We start from the raw sequence: 15,882 nt of genomic DNA, 5'->3' as shown, positions 1-15,882 counted from the left end.
GGGCGCAATATTGTAGTTCGGCGCGCTGCCCGGCATCGTGTCGATCACCTCGCCACCGGGACGGGGCGTGATGCTGTCCACGATCGGGGTTCTGTTCTGCACGATCCGGTCGACCTCGCTGGCATAGAACCAGTCGAAGCCTTCTCCTCCGGCGACGTTCGATTGCAGATAGGCGCGGTCATGGATCGAGGGCCAGACCTGCGCGTCGAGATGGTCCCGGCCGTCGCGCCAGTCCGAGAGCGGCATGTAATTGTCGATGCCGATGAAATCGACATTGGCATCTGACCAGAGCGGATCGAGGTGAAAGAACACGTCACCACTGCCGTCGCTCGGGTGGTGCCCGAAATATTCCGACCAGTCGGCGGCATAGCTGATCTTCGTGGCGGGCCCGAGGATCGCGCGCACGGCCGCGGCGAGATCGCGCAATGCCTGCACGGCCGGATAGCTCGCTGCCCCCGACCTGATCTGCGTCAGCCCGCGCATTTCCGAGCCGATCAGGAAGGTGTCGACGCCGCCGGCCGCCGCGCAGAGATGGGCGTAATGCAGGATCATGCGCCTGAAGCCCCAATCCGGGCCGCCGGTCCAGGTCACGCTGTCGCCCGATACGGCGAAATCCGAGGGCTGAGCGTCGCCGAAGAACGCTGTGACCTGCTCAGCGGTGGCACCGGTCTTGTCCACAGTGCCGGCGAAACCTGCCGCAGGCGAGCAGGTGATGCGCCCGCGCCACGGCAGCACCGGCTGGCCGATGCTGGCGGCATCATCGGAATACGGGTCGGGCAGGCTGTTACCGGCCGGAATGTCCATCATCACGAACGGATAGAAGGTCACCTTCAGCCCGCGCGCCTTCATCTCGCGGATGGCCTGCACGACCGAGAAATCCGCTGGCGTGCCGCCATAGACGGGACGACCTTGATCGTCCTGGCTGACCACCAGCGCCTGCGATCGGGTGACGCCGTTCACGCGCCATTCCGGCACCGTCGTCTTTTCTGCCATCTCGACCTTGGGTCGGATCGTGCATTGCCCGGCGCGCAGATCGTCACCGAACCACGAGACCACCAGCGAGGCACTCGTGACCGAAGGCACCATCGCCTCGAGCCGGTCTAGAGAAACCAGCATGTCAGGCGTCTCGGGCAGCGCATGGACATTTTCCGCGACGGACGTGCCGCCGACGATCTGCCCGCCGCTGCCCCAACTCGTGCGACCGCCTTCGGTCCTGCGCACGATCTCGGTCGCATAGGCCCATTCGCCCGAGGCGGGGATGATGGTCACCGCCTCGACCAGCCCCTCGGCGGTGTCGGGATCATCAAGCGGGCGGAACACCTCGAAGGACAGCTGCGGCAGGCGGTTGCCGAAATCGCTGAGCAGTAGGTCCTCGAACACCACATAGGCGGTGCCGCGATAGGCCGGTGTCTGCGAGTTGCCCATCTTCGCGGCAATGAACGGGTCGGCCCCTTGCACCTCGTCGCCCGGATACCAGCGCAGGGTGATCGCGGAGGTGTCGAGTGGCTTGCCATCAGCCCAGATGCGCCCGATGCCGGTGATCGGCCCCTCGCACAAGGCCACCGCGAATGAGGCGAAATAGCTGTATTCGGTGCTGGTGACGCTCGGCCCGCCGCCTTTGCCGCCGCCTTGGCGGGTGGTGTTCACCTCCTCGCGGAAATCGGTGGCCCAGATGATATTGCCGCCGATGCGCATCCGGCCATGGAGGCGCGGGATCACCACGCCCTCGGTCGCCGAGGTGACGCGCAGGCTGTCCATGCGCGCGCCTTCGATGCGCTGACCCGGCATCATCGACGAGACGATCCAGCTATCGACCATCGAGCCGATGCCGGAGCCGATCATCCCGCCGATGGCTGCGCTGGAGAGGCCGAGGATGGTGCCGCCGAAGCCGCCGCCGATGGCGGTGCCGACCGCGCCGAGAACAATTGTCGCCATGGATCAGGTCTTTTTCTTGTGCGAGGCGGGAGCCGGACGCGGGAATAGAAACGCGAAGGCGATGCGCCGCCGCCAGGCGGTGGTGAGCGGTTCCTCGATCACGCCGAGCCGCTCATAACTGTGGATGAAGCTGCCGTCGCCGGTCAGGATGCCGACATGCTTGACGATGGCGCCCGCGCGCATGCGAAACAGCACCACCGCGCCGGGACCGGCCGTCTCGGGGTCGATGCGGATCAGCACCCGGCCGGCATTCTCGGCCAGAACCTCGCGCGTGCCGATCTCGCCCCAATCGCGGCTGTAGGGTGGCACCGGCAGCGTCTCGCTTCCGACCACCTCGCGCCAGACGCCGCGCGCCAGCCCGAGGCAGTCGCAGCCGGCGCCCCGGACGCTGGCCTGGTCGTGATAGGGCGTGCCGAGCCAGCCGCGCGCGGCGGCGATCACCCGCACCGGATCGGCGGGCCGGGCATCAGATGTTGCATGCGGTGCAACATGTGCCGCGCCCATCACAGCACCGCCCCTTCGTGCCCACCGTCCTGGCTCGCGTATCGAACCACAGTGTCTTGCCCCGGAATGTGCGGGAAGCCACGGAAGTTGAGAATGTTCGAGAACTTCGCCGCGCAGGTCTCGGCGCGCTTGTCGCAGCCGGCGCGGATGGTGAAGACATCGCCGCTGGTGATCACCCGTACCGGCGCCTCCAGCAGGGTGATGGTGACCACGCCAGAGGCGACCTCGTGCAGCATGATCTCTTCGCGGCGACCGGAATTGCCTCCGGATGTCCATTCCAGCACCCCGAAGGCAAACCAGCCATTGGCGAAGCCACTGATCCCGGAGGCGGTGAAGACCCGGTCGCGGACCTTATCAAGCACCGCGCCGGCCCCGGAATAGGCCGCGTCGTTCAGATCGATGCCGCACCGTTCGTCCCCCAGCGCCGCATCGCAGGTGCCCTGAAACACCCGGCCGACGGTCTGGCCCAGCACATGCGCCATGCTGCGCACCTCGGCCACAAAACTCATGCGACCACGCCGCAACTCGCCGATCGCGCCACGCCGGATCAGCACCCGCTGGCCTGGGGCGCTCCAGTTCACCCGCCAGACCTCGACCAGCGCATTGTCCCAACGCCCGTCCAGAATATCGGTCTCGGTGATCCGGTCCGAGGTGAGCGCGCCCTCGGCGTCCTGCGAATCCACCGACAGGTCGGAGCCAGATCGGATTTCCGAGGCCGACAGCCCGCTTTCCGGCTCGAAACCGGTACCGGCGAAGGAAAGCGCTCGATCATGATCGGTGAAGCCGAAACTCACGCCATCGGATCGGGTGATCTTCCAGCACCAGGCCAGCGTCGTCGTGCCGCTGTCGAGGTGGGCCTGCAGGGCAGGGGAGAGGGATTTCATCGGCGGATTTCCACGAGCGGGATGGAGGTGATCGAGCCGAGCCGCTCGATATCGAGGGTGACGTCCAGCGCATCGGAATCGAAGCGAACTGGCACGTCGAACTCGAAGCCGGCGCGCACGGCCACGCCGTTACCTGGGGGCGCGGCGAAGGTGACGGTTCCGGTCGCCGGATCGACGGTCCAGCCTGATGGCTGGCTAACGCCGCCCTGCGCGATGCTGATTGTGCCCGCCACCGGCTTGGTGATGGTGCGGACCCATGTCTGCGACCCGGAAGCGTATCGCTTCACCAGCTGGAAGGCGGTGCGTGTGCCGTCCCCCGTCCCGATCAGCTGGTCGGCAGCATTCGGCGTCTCGCTCGGCTTGCAGGATTTGTGATCAGCCCAGTCCTTGAAGCGGAAGCCGTGCAGCCGCCCGTTGCGGGCCTCGAAGAAGGCCACCACCGCGTCGAGATCATCGGCGCGGCGGATACCATAGGAGATGTCATAGCGGCGGCGCGAGTTGGCCCAGCTTGCGTTTCGTTCCTCGTCGCCCGAGGCCAGTTCCACGATCTTGGTGCGCCGTTCCGGGCCGCCACGCGCGCCGCGGCTGATATTGTCCGGGAAGCGGACCTCGTGAAACGCCATAAGCGCCTCCTTCGATAAAGCAATGATATTGCGGTGATTTACCTTCATTCCGGGCGATTGCAGAGCGATGGTGATGACAAGGAAAGCGATATCGCCTCACCAGGGAGACCACGCCATGACCAGCGCCACCGACACCCTTCCCGACATGATCGAGGTCAACGGGGAACGCTTTTTCAAGACCCGGCTCACCAATATCGCGATGAAGGGCCATGTCTGGGGCGAGGGGGTCGAGATGCGCGAATACTGGCGCGACGGCAAAGACGATTGTCGCCTGCAGGTGCGCACGGAAAACGACTACGTTCTCGACTGACCACGCCCGCATAACTGCCCGCGCCCGGCCCGAAAGGCCGGGCTTCTCACATTCCCCTCCTTCCCATGGCGACGGCCCGCGCGATATCTGCCGAAATCTGCGCCCGCGACTGCCGGAAGCTCTCGGCATCGCGGGCGTTGATGTTGATGGTGACCCCACCTGCGCCGCTGGCGACCTCCCGGCGCGAGAGCACCCGCTCGCCCTTCTGCAGGATTGCCGGCACCTCGTCCGAGCGCAGGCCCGCCCAGCCGCCGGAATGCATCCGGGGCGCATTGGCGAAGGCCATGGCCGAGACCATGCGGGATGGCGCTGCACCGCCGACCATGCCGCCGGCATGGAGGATCGGCACATTCAGCCCCGGCATGACGCCCGACAGAATCCCGGCCAGCGGCCCGAGCAGGAAGCGGCGCGCGCCGAGCTTCGCCATGTCGGCCAGCATCGAGGTCACGAGGTCGCGGAAGTTCAGCTTGCCGGCCTTGACGAAATCGCCGACCGCATTCTCGGCGCTCTGGAAGGCCCCGACCAGCGCGTTGCCGATATCGCCACCAATGCTGCGGGCCTTTTCCGCATAGTCGGAGAGCGAGGCCACCACCGCGTCCCAGCCCTGTTTCGCCTGTTCCGCGCCGTTTGTAGTGTCTTCACCGGCTTTCTTGCCAGCCGCACCGGCCCGGCCTGCGGCGCCACCGGCGCGATCCATGGCACCGGCAACCCGCTCGGCCGCGCCAGCCGCATCGTCCAGCGCGTTCGCGCCATCCTCGCCTGAGGCGGTGACCGCATCCTTCAGCGCCTGCCAGCTTTCCAGCGGCGCAACCGCCGCCGCGCCCAGTGCCTGCGCGGCGTCGAGATGTGCAGACGCTGCCGCGGCCGCCTGATCGGCAAGATCACCGAACAGGTCGGGGGGCTTGATGTAGCTCCGGTCCCAGGCATCGGCGAATGCGCCTGCCGCGGCGCTCCCTGCATCAGATGCGGATCCCTCGAACGGGTTGTCGATGCGGCCGATGTTGAACGGGTCCAAGGTTCCGATCTGCGCTCCGCCTTCGCCGACAGCCCATTCGGGCAGCATGGCGAGGGCGGCGTTGATGCCGGAGATGAAACTATTGATGCGGGTGACGACGCCGTTCAGCATCGCCTCGACCCCGGCGATTAACCCGTTCGCCGCCTTGAACGCCAGATCGCCAATGGCATCCGGCAGCAATGCCCAGATCGCCTTGATCGCCTCAAACCCGCCGTGCCAGACCGCAACATATCGGTCCACGGCGGTGACGCCCCCGGTCACGATCAGGTCGAGCACCGTGAACACATAGGCGCGATAGCCATCCCAGGCCGCATTGAGCAGCGCGAACGATGCCTGGAAGGCCAGGACGATGCGCTGGCCGACCTCCTTTGCGACATCGCCTAGCAGCTTGAACGCCGTGCCGATGCCGCCGACTGATTTGACCAGCGAGGAAAACTGGTAGATCAGCTCGCCCGCCGCGACGATCAGCGCGCCGATGCCGGTGCGGATCAGCGCCCCCCGCAGCACGGTCAGCGCCGTGGACAGCGAGAAGGTCGCGACACGGGCGGCGACAAAAGCCGCCACCCAGCGCCCGGCCATGAAGCCGGCGAAGGCAATCGCGAGCGAGGCGAGGCGTTCGATATTGTCCGCGACAAGGATCAGCACAGAGGCGACGGTGGAGGAGGCACCCAGAAGCTGATCCCAGCTGCCAACCAGTTGCAGCGCCGCATTGCCGATCAGCGTGAACGCGTCGCCGATGGTGGCCGGCATGGAGTCCGCTTCCTCGCGCAGCAGCTCCAGATTGCCGACCAGCGCGGTGCGGATCACCTCGCCGGTGATCGCGCCCTGCGTTCCCATCACCCGCAGGCCGGAAACTGTGGTGCCGAGTTCCGCAGCCAGCAGTTCGGCCACCCGGCCGCCGGTCTGGATCACCGTGTTCAGGTTATCGCCAGACAGGCTGCCCAGCGCCATCGCCTTCGAGAGCGCGTTCTGGACCGAGGCCGCGCGCTCGGCCTTTGCGCCCGAGACCACCATGGCGTTGTTCAGCGCCTCGGTGAAATCGAGGCTCTCGGCGGTGGAAAGTCCGAGTTCGCGCAGGGCGGTGGCGTTCGAGAGCCAGCTTTCGGTCGTCTGCTCGATTCCCGAATAGGTGCGCCGCGCCATCTGCGCGAGCCGGTCCATGACGGCGGCGCCCTTCTCCTGCGACCCGGTCGCCAGATCGACGCGCGAGCGCAGATCCGTCCATGTATCGGCATATTGCGCCACCTGCCGAATGCTGAGCGCGCCGGCGGCAATGCCTGCCAAACGCCGCAGCATGATGCCTGCGTGATCCACCTCGGCCGACATGCGCTTGAAGCTCTCTGCACCCGCATGGCCGACGCCTTCCAGTTCCGCGCGGACCTGGCGTCCGTTCTCAGCGACGAGACGAACGGAAACTTTCTTCTCGGCCATCGCCTCTGCCTTCCTCGATCTTCTGGTTTGTCCTGCGGATCATTTCCGCCTCGATCACCGGCAGCAGTTCCACGACCGCGAGCGGTGCAATGCCAAGGGCGCGGCCCATTTCCAGCGCCGCGCCCATGTCCCAGCCGAGAACCGCGCCGGGGATCGCCCGGACCTGCCCGCTCAGCCGCCCGGCCAGATCCCAGACCTGCCAGCCCTCTTGCGTTTCGGGACTGTTCAGCCGGGCAGGGCAGTCGGGGCAGTGTCCGGGGCAGGCTGCGCAATATCGCTCGCCCCCGCCGAAATGCCATTCGGCGAGGGCGCGGAGCCGTTTTTTTCCGCATCCAGCACCAGATAGGGGCCCAGAACCTTTTCCTGGAATGCCTCGAACACCGGCCAGATGTTCAAGAGCGCGTCGATGCCTTCGGGCGTCACCGGAAGGTCGATGCCCTCGGCGTCGCCGACGCCCGACCATTCGGTAATCACCATTCTGGCGACGGCCTGCGCCATGGCCACGGCCAGCACTTCCTTCGGCGCATCCGCGTCGAGGGTATCGAGGGAGACATCGGAGCGCGCGGCGGCCATGATGGATGTGGTGATCGGGGCGACCCGGATCATCAGCCCCGGCAGCAGATCGATCCAGCGCGGCTCGGTGGTCATGTTAAGTCGGATCATGGTTCAATATTCCTCGGTGTTGTTGACAAGGGTGATGGTTGCCATGCGCGCCGGGCTGGCGGCCTTCGCCGCCTGCCAGTCGAAGCTGGCCTGAATGCCTTGCGGCCCGCTGATCTCGACGCGGGGGCGCGGCAGATAGACGGCATGTGCGGTGAAGGTCAGGCTTTCGCCGCTGGTCAGGGTGTATGCGAATTCCAATTCGCACGGCCCGCCGGCGATGGCCTGGTTCATCAGCACCATATCGGCAAAGCGCAGCTCGATCTGGCCGGTCAGCGCGGCGATGGACGGGTCCGCACCGTCGATCATGCCGTCGGCACGAATGGTCTCGATCCGGTCGAGATTGTTGGCATAGGTGATCTGGGCCGAGATCACATTGCCCAGTGCTGTGCCATTGCGCGTGATGGCGCCGTTGAAATGCCCGAAGCGGATCAGGTCCAGATCAGCCAGCGTGCCGGCCTGCGAGGTGCTGACGACGGTCTCGCCCTGCGCCACAAGCTGGGCGCTGGCGGTCAACAGGCCGGAACGCTGCATGGTCCAACTGAGCTGGTTGACCATGACGCCCGAATACATGGCAAAGCGCGGGATTTCCGGCATGGCGACCTCAACCGCCATGCTGGGCAGCGTCCAGCCGCCCGAGCGGAATTCATGCGTGTAGGGCCCCGGCGCAGTTCCGGTCGTGACCGGCGCCCCGAACGCGGCCTTGAGCCAGAAGCCGAACGCCTCGGCATCGATGGGGATGGTCAGATCGCCATCCGCGGTGATCGCATCCTTGACCGGCGCCAGCGGATCGCGGCCATAGCCCAGCAGTTCCGACGAGAGCAGCGGCTGCTCAGCGCTCAGCGTCGAGGACGCGAAGGGCAGGCGGGTGTAACCGCTGGCCGGCGCGGTGCCGTAGACAGTCTCGAACGCGACCGCGAGTTGCGACCGCGCACCTTGGGCGCGTGCCATGGGGGATTCCTTTCATTCGACGGATTGCCGGGATGAAGCTTGATATCGGGCTCTGCCCGAGGGCATTCCCGGCGCATGAAGTCATTCTCGTTTCTTCGGACTGCTGTCCTTGCCGTCATCCTGTCCGGTTGTGCGCCGCCACCGCCGCAACAGGCCGATGTCCCGCAGGGCTCAACAGCGTTTTCTGGTAACGTCAGCAGGGTGATCGACGGCGATACCTTTGCGCTTCAGGGCGAGAGCCGCCGGATCCGGGTCTGGGGTCTGGACGCGCAGGAATGGAACCGGCAGGGTGGATCTGATGCTACTGCGGCGATGCGGCAGTTGGTTTTGGGCAGAAGCCTGCACTGCAGCCAGCGCGACATCGACCGCTACGACCGCATCGTCGCCCAATGCTTCCTGCCCGATGGCCGTGACATCGCCGCCGTGATGATCCGGGCGGGTGTTGCGACCGAATATTGCCGCTATTCACGGGGCTATTACGGCACCTGCTGAAATCCGCAGGACCAGAGCCTCAGGCCAGAGGCCCGGTCGTGGTATAGTGCAGCACGACGGTGATCACCGCCGCCTTCAGCGCCGCCGCGCCATCGACGGCCAGATCGACCGAGGCCGGGGCCTCCGGTTCGACCCAGTCGCAGAGCCCGCCGAGCGTCCGGTCAGCTTCCAGCGCTGCTCCGATGGTGCTGATCAGGCCGTCGAAGGCGCTGGCCCGGCCGTTGCCAGTTTGGACGACGACCTCGAGCTCGGCGCGGTGCTGGTAGTGATAGCGCAATGGCGAGAGCGTTACCTCCGGCTCGCCCGGCTGGCCATCGCGCAGGATGATCAGCCCAGCCGCGGGGATCCGCTCGGGCAGCACCTCATCGCGCAGGGTAACGGCGGCAAGCGGCTGCAGCCGCGCGTGAAGCGCGGCGAGGATGGTTTCATAGGTGGTGGGCATAAATGGACAGCAAGTTTGTTGGGCGTGATTATCCGCCAGTTGAAAGCGTTTTGCCGTGCGAAGCTGTCAATGATCTGGATTTCTACGCCACAGCGGCAACTGCACCGGACAGTATCCCAACGAACATATCCAGTTGGCAAACAATTTCTATCAGCCTCCCAACATCAGACTTACTGCCCGCTCCGCCCTCCATCTTTTTGATAAGCTCAGAGGCTTCGTTCCCAAGCTCTACCAGTTCATCGAGGACTTGATCGCTTGTCTCGATGTTTTGATAGCCTTTGGCAATCAACGCGTCCAACGCAGTGTCTGAAAGCTTGATTCCATCGGGGACAGAAACTTTCGAAATCTGCTCTGCGCCACCGGAGTAAAGATTTTTCGCCTCGCTCAGATTGGCCTGGAACTGATCAAAATCAGGCTCCTGCGCCAGCCATATAGCCAGCGCATCCTGGACGTGTGCGTTGGCTTTCATCAGTAGCGAAGCCCCGTTCCCAAGCTCGCTTGGCAGGTTTGGAATAAGCCTGCGGACTTCCGGTGGACCCGCATCGAAGATATCGCGCATTGACGTTTCTTGGGCGCTCACGGACGTGATGGATATCGCGATTGCCGCAATGGTCGTCGCAATGATGCGCTGATTTGATCGATTCATCGGCTATCCTCCGCTATTGCTGACTGTTCCGGACTGACTTTGACCGGTCGTGGTTTGATTTGATCCTAGCGAGGCACATTCCGTTTTGAGAAACTCTGGGTCCGAATCTTTTCCTTTGGGGCAGAGCTCATTGAGAAGGCCAACCCACATTCCATCTGCAACGACGCCCTCATCGTTCATCTTCTTGGCAAGCCACAAACGGATTTCTAGGACTTTGTTCGCGTCTGGCCCGCCAGCCTTCGCTTCAAGCCCGTCGATGAACTGCTCCAGAGCAGCAAAACCGCTAGTCGCCTTCAGGGCGCGAGTATTCTCAGCGGCTTGTTCACTCGCCGTGTTGGCGGCCCAAAGTGCGCCACCGGCGGCCATGGCTGCGAACAATGCCGAAATTGCGGGGATTATCCAGCCATTGGTTGAAGGCGGAGCATTGACAACCAGTCCTTTGGCCGCTTGCTCAAGGCTATCGAGGCGCGGCTCAATGGCTTGAAGCTTCAAGATTGCCCGAATGGCCTCTAAGTCAACGGTTTCAACACCTTCAACCACTTCAATGTGAAGCTTGCTCTCCCGTGCGATGGACTGAACCTTGGCAGCATCGAAGCTGTCTCCCAGCGATGCGGCAACGTCTGCAATTGGTTGCATCGCCATCCAGTTGTCCTTTCAGCGTTCCGTCATCAATGGCCAGTCTACACCACTTCGCTTGTTGCCAAAGTCTGTTTTTTATCGGCTTATTCCGATGGTTGCATACCACCTTTCGCCCACTGTCTCACAATTAACCCCGGCAAGGCAGAATGCGCCCGATCGCTATCCCTTGCCAAGTCCAGCCGCTTGCGCAGTCTGACCTGCCTGACCATGAGAAAGATCGGCACGGTGGTCAGCCCGCGGCCGGTCCTGGACCGGGACGCCACGGCGCGCCCCTTGGCGTTCAGCCGGCCCTCGGCGACCAGCAGGCTGGGCCCGGTGCGACGTGGGATGAAGCGCAGTTTCAGCCCGGTCCTGGCCTCCCATTCACGCGGGGTCGGGCGCTTGCCGCCTCGGCCCCTGCCGGCCGCATCGGTCGGGATCACCAGCCACAGCCCGCCCCTGGACCGGATCAGGGGGCCGGTGTCATGCGCGCCGATGATCGCCGGAGCTTTCGACCAGACCAGCGCGGCGGCGTTCAGGCTGTTGTTGCCGGCAGGATAGTTCTGCGAGCGAATGGTGCGGGCAAGCCGCGCCCCAAGACCTGCGCCGGTGATCTGGCCGCGCCATGCTGTCTTGAGGCCGGTGCCGGCATCCCTGATTGCGGTTGACACGGCCTTTTCGCCGGCGGCGATCTCCGCCTGCATCAGCTTGGCGATATCCGTGACGGACAGGCTGATTTTCATGCCGGCCTCAGGTCCAGCGTCCAGATCAGCCGCTCGCGGTCGCGCAGGGGTTCCCCTTGGATAACATGGCTGTCCGCGCCGATGACGATCAGATCGCCGGGGCGCGGGGCCGGCAGATCGGCCACGCGGACGTCCACCATGGTGGTATCACTGACAAAGCGGCCGGCGCCGAACTCGGTGACGCGGTCCGGGGCGCGGGCGATGATGCGGATCGTGCGCTCCTCGGAGGTGCTGGCCGAGATCCACAGCGCCGGCACCGCCATGGCGGCATGGTTGAAGATGCGGTCCATGGCGTTGGCGAAGGCGGACATGGAAGGGCTCGTCAGTTCGAGCTGTGGATCCGGATCGCCAGTCGGGGCCGCTTGTTGACCGGCAGGATCGAGGCCTCGGTCATCAGGTCGATCCAGCGGCCCTTCTCGTCGAGATGCTGGCGGGCATAGAGCGGCAGGCCGATGGTATTGGCGGTTTCCAAGAGGTTCGCCGGGCCGCCATAGGTGGTGAAGGTGTCCATGGTGCCCAAGGGAAAGGCAATGCCTTCGCCTGCGGGCACCAGCCGTTCGGTGGCTTTGGTCGATAGCGTGACCGCGCCGGAATATTCCTCGAACAGGATGCCCGCGAAGGGGAAGTTGCGGCGCATGTCCTCGCGCAAGGGCTGGGCGCCGGTCGCGGCGTAGAACTTGTAGGCTTCCTCGACCTTGGCATGGCCGATCAGCTTGTCGAAGAACTCGCGGCTGACCAGCGCATGCACGCCGGTCATTGCCTCGCCGAGCAGGTTGTCCTCGATGGCGCGCAAGACCTCGCGAACCTTGGCCTGCACATTGGTGCCGGCGGTGCCCAGCAGGAAATCCACGGAAATCTGGGTCAGCCCGAATTCGGTGAAGTAATTGTAGAGGGCCGCGCCCGCCCCGTCCTTCACGATGCCGCGCAGCGCGTTCATCTCCATGTATTCGCGGGTCTGGGCATGCTTGCGGCGCATCAGCATCAGCTTGCGGCTCATGACGCCAACCAGCGGATCGGCCGCATCCGAGACCCCGAGCGCCGGAACTCCCTGGATATCGGCGGGCAGGATCACATCATCATGCGGGATCCATGGCAGGGCGAAGCTGCGCATGGACCGGCCCTCGCGGGTGCCGACGGTGGCGGGACCACCCATTGGGACCGAGGGCAGCAGGCTCAGCACACCCTCATATTGCTCGATGATCACCGAGCGCTGGCTGACGCCTTCGAAGCGGAACAGCCCGAGCTGGCCGAGGCGGGTATGGAGATCGGGCAGGATATTGATGGCCTGCGTCATCTCGGCCAGCGAATAGCCGCCGGCGTCAAAAGGATTGCGGGTGATGGTCATGGGAGGACTCCGGGGATGATGGGGGAGGACTGTCGATGTGACGCGTCAGGCGCCGTCACGGGTGACGATGCCGACGGTGACCAGTTCGGCGATCTTGGCGGCAGTCTTGGTGGCGTCATCGACGCTGGCGTCGAAGACGAGGCCTGCGCGCGAGACGATGGCGGGGCCCCGGGCCACCACGATGCCGGTAGCGTCGGCCGCTGCGGCATCGGTGGCGTAAAGCAGCACCGCAGCGGCAGTCTCGGCCCCGTCCGAGCCGGTGGCGGGTGAGATTGTGTATTTGCCGCTGGCGGTGATCTGCCCCAGCACCGCGCCGGTGGGGTAGGCCGTGCCCGCGAGCAGTGTCACCACTTCGCGGCTGTAGTTCGGGTTCAGCTCGTATTTGAGGACATCGCCCATCGAGGGCGGTTGCGTCAGGACGGGCATGGTTCAGGCTCCGGAGTGTCGGGGGAGGGGATGCGCCGGGATCAGCGCGAGGCGGCGGATTTGCGGGCAGCGGCGACGATCGGGCTTTCCTTCGCCGTTACGGCCGGGGCGGTGGCGATGATGCCGGCGGCATCGCTGCGGGCGGCGAGATCGGCCAGGACCTTCGCACGCAGGGCCTCGGGCTTGATGCCGCGCGTCAGGGCATCGGCGGCGTCGATGCTGACGCCGAGCCGGGCGGCCTGCGCGCAGACTTGCGCAACCTCGGCCGCTTCGGCGCGGATGGCTTCGGGCGAGAGTGCCGCTTCCTCCTGCGGCGGGGTGACTGCAGGTTCCGGTTCCGGCGCTGGGTTCGCAGCCGGCGCGGAATCTGCAGCAGGCGCAGCGGTTGGTGCGGCATGGTCTTCGGGAGTAGTGGTCATCAGGAAGCCCTTTCCTCTGGGGGTGGATGTGCCGCGGGGTGCGGCGGCGAAGGCACGGAAGGCGGTGACCGGATCGGCGACCTCGTCGGCGAGACCGGCAAAGACTGCCGCCTCGCCCCGGAACACGGCCGCCTCGGTGCCAAGCGCGCTCAGGGTGTCGAGGCGCTGGCCCCGACCTTCGGCGACGGTTTCGGCGAAGAGCTGGCGCAGATCCTCGAGCTCGCCCGCGATCCGGGCGTGCACAGACTCCGGCAGCGGCTGGTACGGATTGGCATCCACCTTGCGGGCGCCGGCATGGATCAGGGTGACGGCAATGCCCTGTCTGTCCAGTGCCCCGCTCATGTCACTGTGCATGGCCACCACGCCGATGCTGCCCACCGTGCCGGTGCGGGGCAGGATGATGCGATCGGCCTGCGAGGCCAGCGCATAACCGGCAGACAAGGCATGATCGGCGACGAAGGCCTGCACGGGTTTGACCTGACGCGCCGCGCGGATGCGGTCGGCCAGATCGAAGGCGCCGGCCACCTCGCCGCCGAAACTGTCGATGTCCAGCGCAATGCCGCGGATGGCCGGATCGGAAAGCGCTGCCTGCAGCTGCGCGGCGATGCCCTCATAGGAGGTGAGCCCCGAGGACTGCCCGATCCAGGTGCCGCGGTGGACCAGCGTGCCGGCGATCTCGATCACCGCGATGCCGTTGACGACGGCGAAGGGCTGGCCGCCGCACTGCGCCTGGCGGCGGGCGAGGTCGTCACCGAACAGCGAGGATCGAGCGGGCAGGGCAGCCGCATTCGGATCCGCTGCTTCCACTTCTAGCCCTTGGAAAGTGATGTCCTGTCCGGTGATCCGGGGACCAAGGCCGGTGATGAAGGCCAGCGCCTTGGCGGGATCGACCATCAGGGGTGTGTTGAACACCCGCTGGGCGATTTGCATGTGATGCATCATCCCTCCTCCGGACGCGGGGGTTTCCGGTCCTCGCCCTCATCGTCCTGAGTGTCATTGTCCTGCGCGTCGGCCTGCTGGTCCTCGGTGTCGTCGCTCCCCGCTGCCTGCGCGGGCGACCCCGGCCGCCGGAAGTCCAGCCCCATTTCTGCTTCGCGCTGGCGCTCGGCGGCGATTTCCCGGTCGACCTGTTCGGCGTCAAAGCCGCGCTCGGCGATGGCCTGAGTCCGGGACTTCAGGCCCGCCTCGATCTGCAGGATCTCAGCCGAGGCGTCCTTGGCCGGGTCGATCCAGTCCCACTTGGTGGGCAACCAGTCGCAGGCGAGGTATTGCCGCCGCTCCGCGGCATAGCTTGGCAGTTCGATGGCGCCTGCCAGCACGGCCATGTCCAGCCAGCGCGTCCAGACCGCCCGGCAGAGCTGATAGACCATGACCGAATGCTGGAAAGCCGAGATGCGGCGGCGGAAGTCGATCAGCGCAATGCGGGTGTTCGAGAAGTTCCCCTTGGCGGTGTCGCCGGTGAGATAGCCATAGGGCACACCCAGCGCCGCGCCGATCTGCAACAGCGTGCGATACTGGAAGGGTTCATAAGTGCTGCCCGAGTCCGGGGTGGCGGGCGTGGTGACATCCTCGCCCGGGTCGAGCCGCACCACCTGGCCGGGTTCGACCTCCAAGTCCTCGTCGGCCGGATCGAGGGCGGTTTCCGGGGCGGGCGAGGTGATGAACATCGCAAACATCGCCGCGGTCTTCTTCCGCTCCAATTCCGCATCGTCGTAAAGGTCCAGCGTGAAGAGCTTCACCACGGCGGCGGCAAAGCGCGACACCCCGCGCAGCTGCCCCGCCTCGACCGGATCGAGGATGTGGATCACCTCGGAGGCCGGAACCCGGACGGTTTCCCCGGCCAGTCCCGGATCGGTCATGTCGCCCGGGTGTCGGCGCAGGAAGTGATAGGCCACCCGCCGCCCGATGCCATCGAATTCGATGCCCGCCCGGATCGAACCGGCGCCGGGCAGGCTGCGGTTCATATGCATCGGCAGCATTTCCGAGGGCAGCATCTGCAGCTGCATCGGTACGGTGAGGCCGTCCTCGGGGCGGCGGGTGCGGATGCGCAGGAAGACCTCCCCGGCCAGAAACACCTCGCGCGCCGCCCGGCGCTGGATGCCGTAGAAATCGGTCAACCCCTCGGCATCGGCCTCGTCGGTCCAGGCCAGCCACAGCTTCTGAAGTTCTTCCTTCTGTCCTGCGTCCGCGATCTTCGACGAGGGCTTGATCCCGTCGCCGACGACGTGGTTGGCGAAGGCATCGACGGCATTCGCGGCATAGCCGTTGTTTCTGACCAGCCAGCGGGCGCGGGCGGTGATGGTCTCGCCCGAGGCGGCGATCAGCGTGTTGACATGGGCGCGGCTGGCGCGAAAGCCGCGCATGCGGCGTTGCGACTGTGCGGCGTCAAACCCGCCGATGATGCCGCCAAGACGCTGGCGGAAGGCGTCGAAGACCAT

At 65.6% G+C, this 15,882-nt stretch carries 18 protein-coding genes and 1 pseudogene; 2 read left to right on the top strand and 17 right to left on the bottom strand.

Going from position 1 to position 15,882, the window contains the following annotated elements; all coding sequences use genetic code 11:
- Positions 1-57: 57 nt before the first annotated feature.
- From JCM7685_RS20870 to JCM7685_RS00490, 4 genes and pseudogenes are all read right to left on the bottom strand, one after another.
- Positions 58-1,935 (bottom strand): annotated as a pseudogene (locus JCM7685_RS20870) (baseplate multidomain protein megatron); the annotation flags it as partial.
- Between the two features lie 3 nt (positions 1,936-1,938).
- Entirely contained in the window at positions 1,939-2,439 is a 501-nt protein-coding gene (locus tag JCM7685_RS00500) for an NlpC/P60 family protein (protein WP_074969962.1), read from the bottom strand.
- Positions 2,439-3,323 (bottom strand): DUF2163 domain-containing protein, encoded by an 885-nt coding sequence (locus JCM7685_RS00495; protein ID WP_074969964.1) that lies wholly within the window; start codon positions 3,321-3,323, stop codon positions 2,439-2,441. Before JCM7685_RS00495 ends, JCM7685_RS00500 begins: the two co-directional genes overlap by 1 nt.
- Complete coding sequence (locus JCM7685_RS00490) at positions 3,320-3,946, bottom strand: DUF2460 domain-containing protein (RefSeq protein ID WP_074969966.1); 627 nt, start codon at positions 3,944-3,946, stop codon at positions 3,320-3,322. The genes JCM7685_RS00495 and JCM7685_RS00490 overlap by 4 nt, the downstream gene beginning before the upstream one ends.
- 115 nt (positions 3,947-4,061) lie before the next feature.
- Between JCM7685_RS00490 and JCM7685_RS00485 the strand changes: the two genes are divergently transcribed.
- Positions 4,062-4,256 carry a hypothetical protein gene (locus tag JCM7685_RS00485; protein WP_074969968.1) on the top strand — a complete coding sequence of 65 codons (195 nt, stop codon included), beginning with the start codon at positions 4,062-4,064 and terminating at the stop codon, positions 4,254-4,256.
- Between the two features lie 46 nt (positions 4,257-4,302).
- Here the strand turns inward: JCM7685_RS00485 and JCM7685_RS00480 are convergent, their stop codons facing one another.
- The 4 genes from JCM7685_RS00480 to JCM7685_RS00465 all read right to left on the bottom strand — a co-directional run bounded on the left by JCM7685_RS00480 (position 4,303) and on the right by JCM7685_RS00465 (position 8,313).
- The gene (locus JCM7685_RS00480) at positions 4,303-6,702 is read right to left on the bottom strand and encodes a tape measure protein (RefSeq protein WP_100525999.1); all 2,400 of its coding nucleotides are present in this window, start codon (positions 6,700-6,702) and stop codon (positions 4,303-4,305) included.
- Positions 6,665-6,856 carry a DUF7697 family protein gene (locus JCM7685_RS20105; protein WP_456299459.1) on the bottom strand — a complete coding sequence of 64 codons (192 nt, stop codon included), beginning with the start codon at positions 6,854-6,856 and terminating at the stop codon, positions 6,665-6,667. The genes JCM7685_RS00480 and JCM7685_RS20105 overlap by 38 nt, the downstream gene beginning before the upstream one ends.
- A 71-nt stretch (positions 6,857-6,927) precedes the next feature.
- Positions 6,928-7,350, bottom strand: coding sequence for a hypothetical protein (locus tag JCM7685_RS00470; protein WP_331716672.1), 423 nt, complete (start codon positions 7,348-7,350; stop codon positions 6,928-6,930).
- A gap of 18 nt (positions 7,351-7,368) precedes the next feature.
- Positions 7,369-8,313, bottom strand: a complete 945-nt coding sequence (locus tag JCM7685_RS00465) for a phage tail tube protein (protein WP_100525997.1) — start codon at positions 8,311-8,313, stop codon at positions 7,369-7,371.
- Between the two features lie 75 nt (positions 8,314-8,388).
- Between JCM7685_RS00465 and JCM7685_RS00460 the strand changes: the two genes are divergently transcribed.
- Positions 8,389-8,805, top strand: coding sequence for a thermonuclease family protein (locus JCM7685_RS00460; protein WP_083412937.1), 417 nt, complete (start codon positions 8,389-8,391; stop codon positions 8,803-8,805).
- A 19-nt stretch (positions 8,806-8,824) separates the two neighbouring features.
- Here the strand turns inward: JCM7685_RS00460 and JCM7685_RS00455 are convergent, their stop codons facing one another.
- The 9 genes from JCM7685_RS00455 to JCM7685_RS00420 all read right to left on the bottom strand — a co-directional run bounded on the left by JCM7685_RS00455 (position 8,825) and on the right by JCM7685_RS00420 (position 15,882).
- Positions 8,825-9,247, bottom strand: coding sequence for an acyl-CoA transferase (locus JCM7685_RS00455; protein ID WP_074970372.1), 423 nt, complete (start codon positions 9,245-9,247; stop codon positions 8,825-8,827).
- Between the two features lie 82 nt (positions 9,248-9,329).
- Positions 9,330-9,893: a hypothetical protein gene (locus tag JCM7685_RS00450; protein ID WP_100525996.1), complete on the bottom strand. Its 564-nt coding sequence runs from the start codon at positions 9,891-9,893 to the stop codon at positions 9,330-9,332.
- Between the two features lie 3 nt (positions 9,894-9,896).
- Positions 9,897-10,535 (bottom strand): hypothetical protein, encoded by a 639-nt coding sequence (locus tag JCM7685_RS19460; RefSeq protein WP_139218133.1) that lies wholly within the window; start codon positions 10,533-10,535, stop codon positions 9,897-9,899.
- An 80-nt stretch (positions 10,536-10,615) separates the two neighbouring features.
- On the bottom strand, positions 10,616-11,254 hold the full coding sequence (locus JCM7685_RS00445) for a DUF6441 family protein (RefSeq protein ID WP_074970376.1): 639 nt from the start codon (positions 11,252-11,254) through the stop codon (positions 10,616-10,618).
- Entirely contained in the window at positions 11,251-11,565 is a 315-nt protein-coding gene (locus JCM7685_RS00440) for a head-tail joining protein (protein ID WP_074970378.1), read from the bottom strand. Before JCM7685_RS00440 ends, JCM7685_RS00445 begins: the two co-directional genes overlap by 4 nt.
- A gap of 11 nt (positions 11,566-11,576) precedes the next feature.
- Positions 11,577-12,599, bottom strand: a complete 1,023-nt coding sequence (locus JCM7685_RS00435) for a major capsid protein (protein ID WP_074970380.1) — start codon at positions 12,597-12,599, stop codon at positions 11,577-11,579.
- Positions 12,600-12,644: 45 nt separating this feature from the next.
- A complete protein-coding gene (locus JCM7685_RS00430; RefSeq protein WP_036700378.1) occupies positions 12,645-13,025 on the bottom strand; it encodes a head decoration protein in 381 nt (126 codons plus the stop codon).
- Between the two features lie 41 nt (positions 13,026-13,066).
- Entirely contained in the window at positions 13,067-14,383 is a 1,317-nt protein-coding gene (locus tag JCM7685_RS00425; protein ID WP_074970382.1) for a S49 family peptidase, read from the bottom strand.
- Positions 14,383-15,882: a phage portal protein gene (locus tag JCM7685_RS00420; protein ID WP_074970384.1), complete on the bottom strand. Its 1,500-nt coding sequence runs from the start codon at positions 15,880-15,882 to the stop codon at positions 14,383-14,385. The genes JCM7685_RS00425 and JCM7685_RS00420 overlap by 1 nt, the downstream gene beginning before the upstream one ends.

It is taken from the genome of Paracoccus aminovorans (genome assembly GCF_900005615.1).
GTDB lineage: Bacteria > Pseudomonadota > Alphaproteobacteria > Rhodobacterales > Rhodobacteraceae > Paracoccus > Paracoccus aminovorans.
The sequence above is the reverse complement of the archived record's forward strand: the minus strand, read 5'-3'. Positions and strand labels throughout refer to the sequence as shown.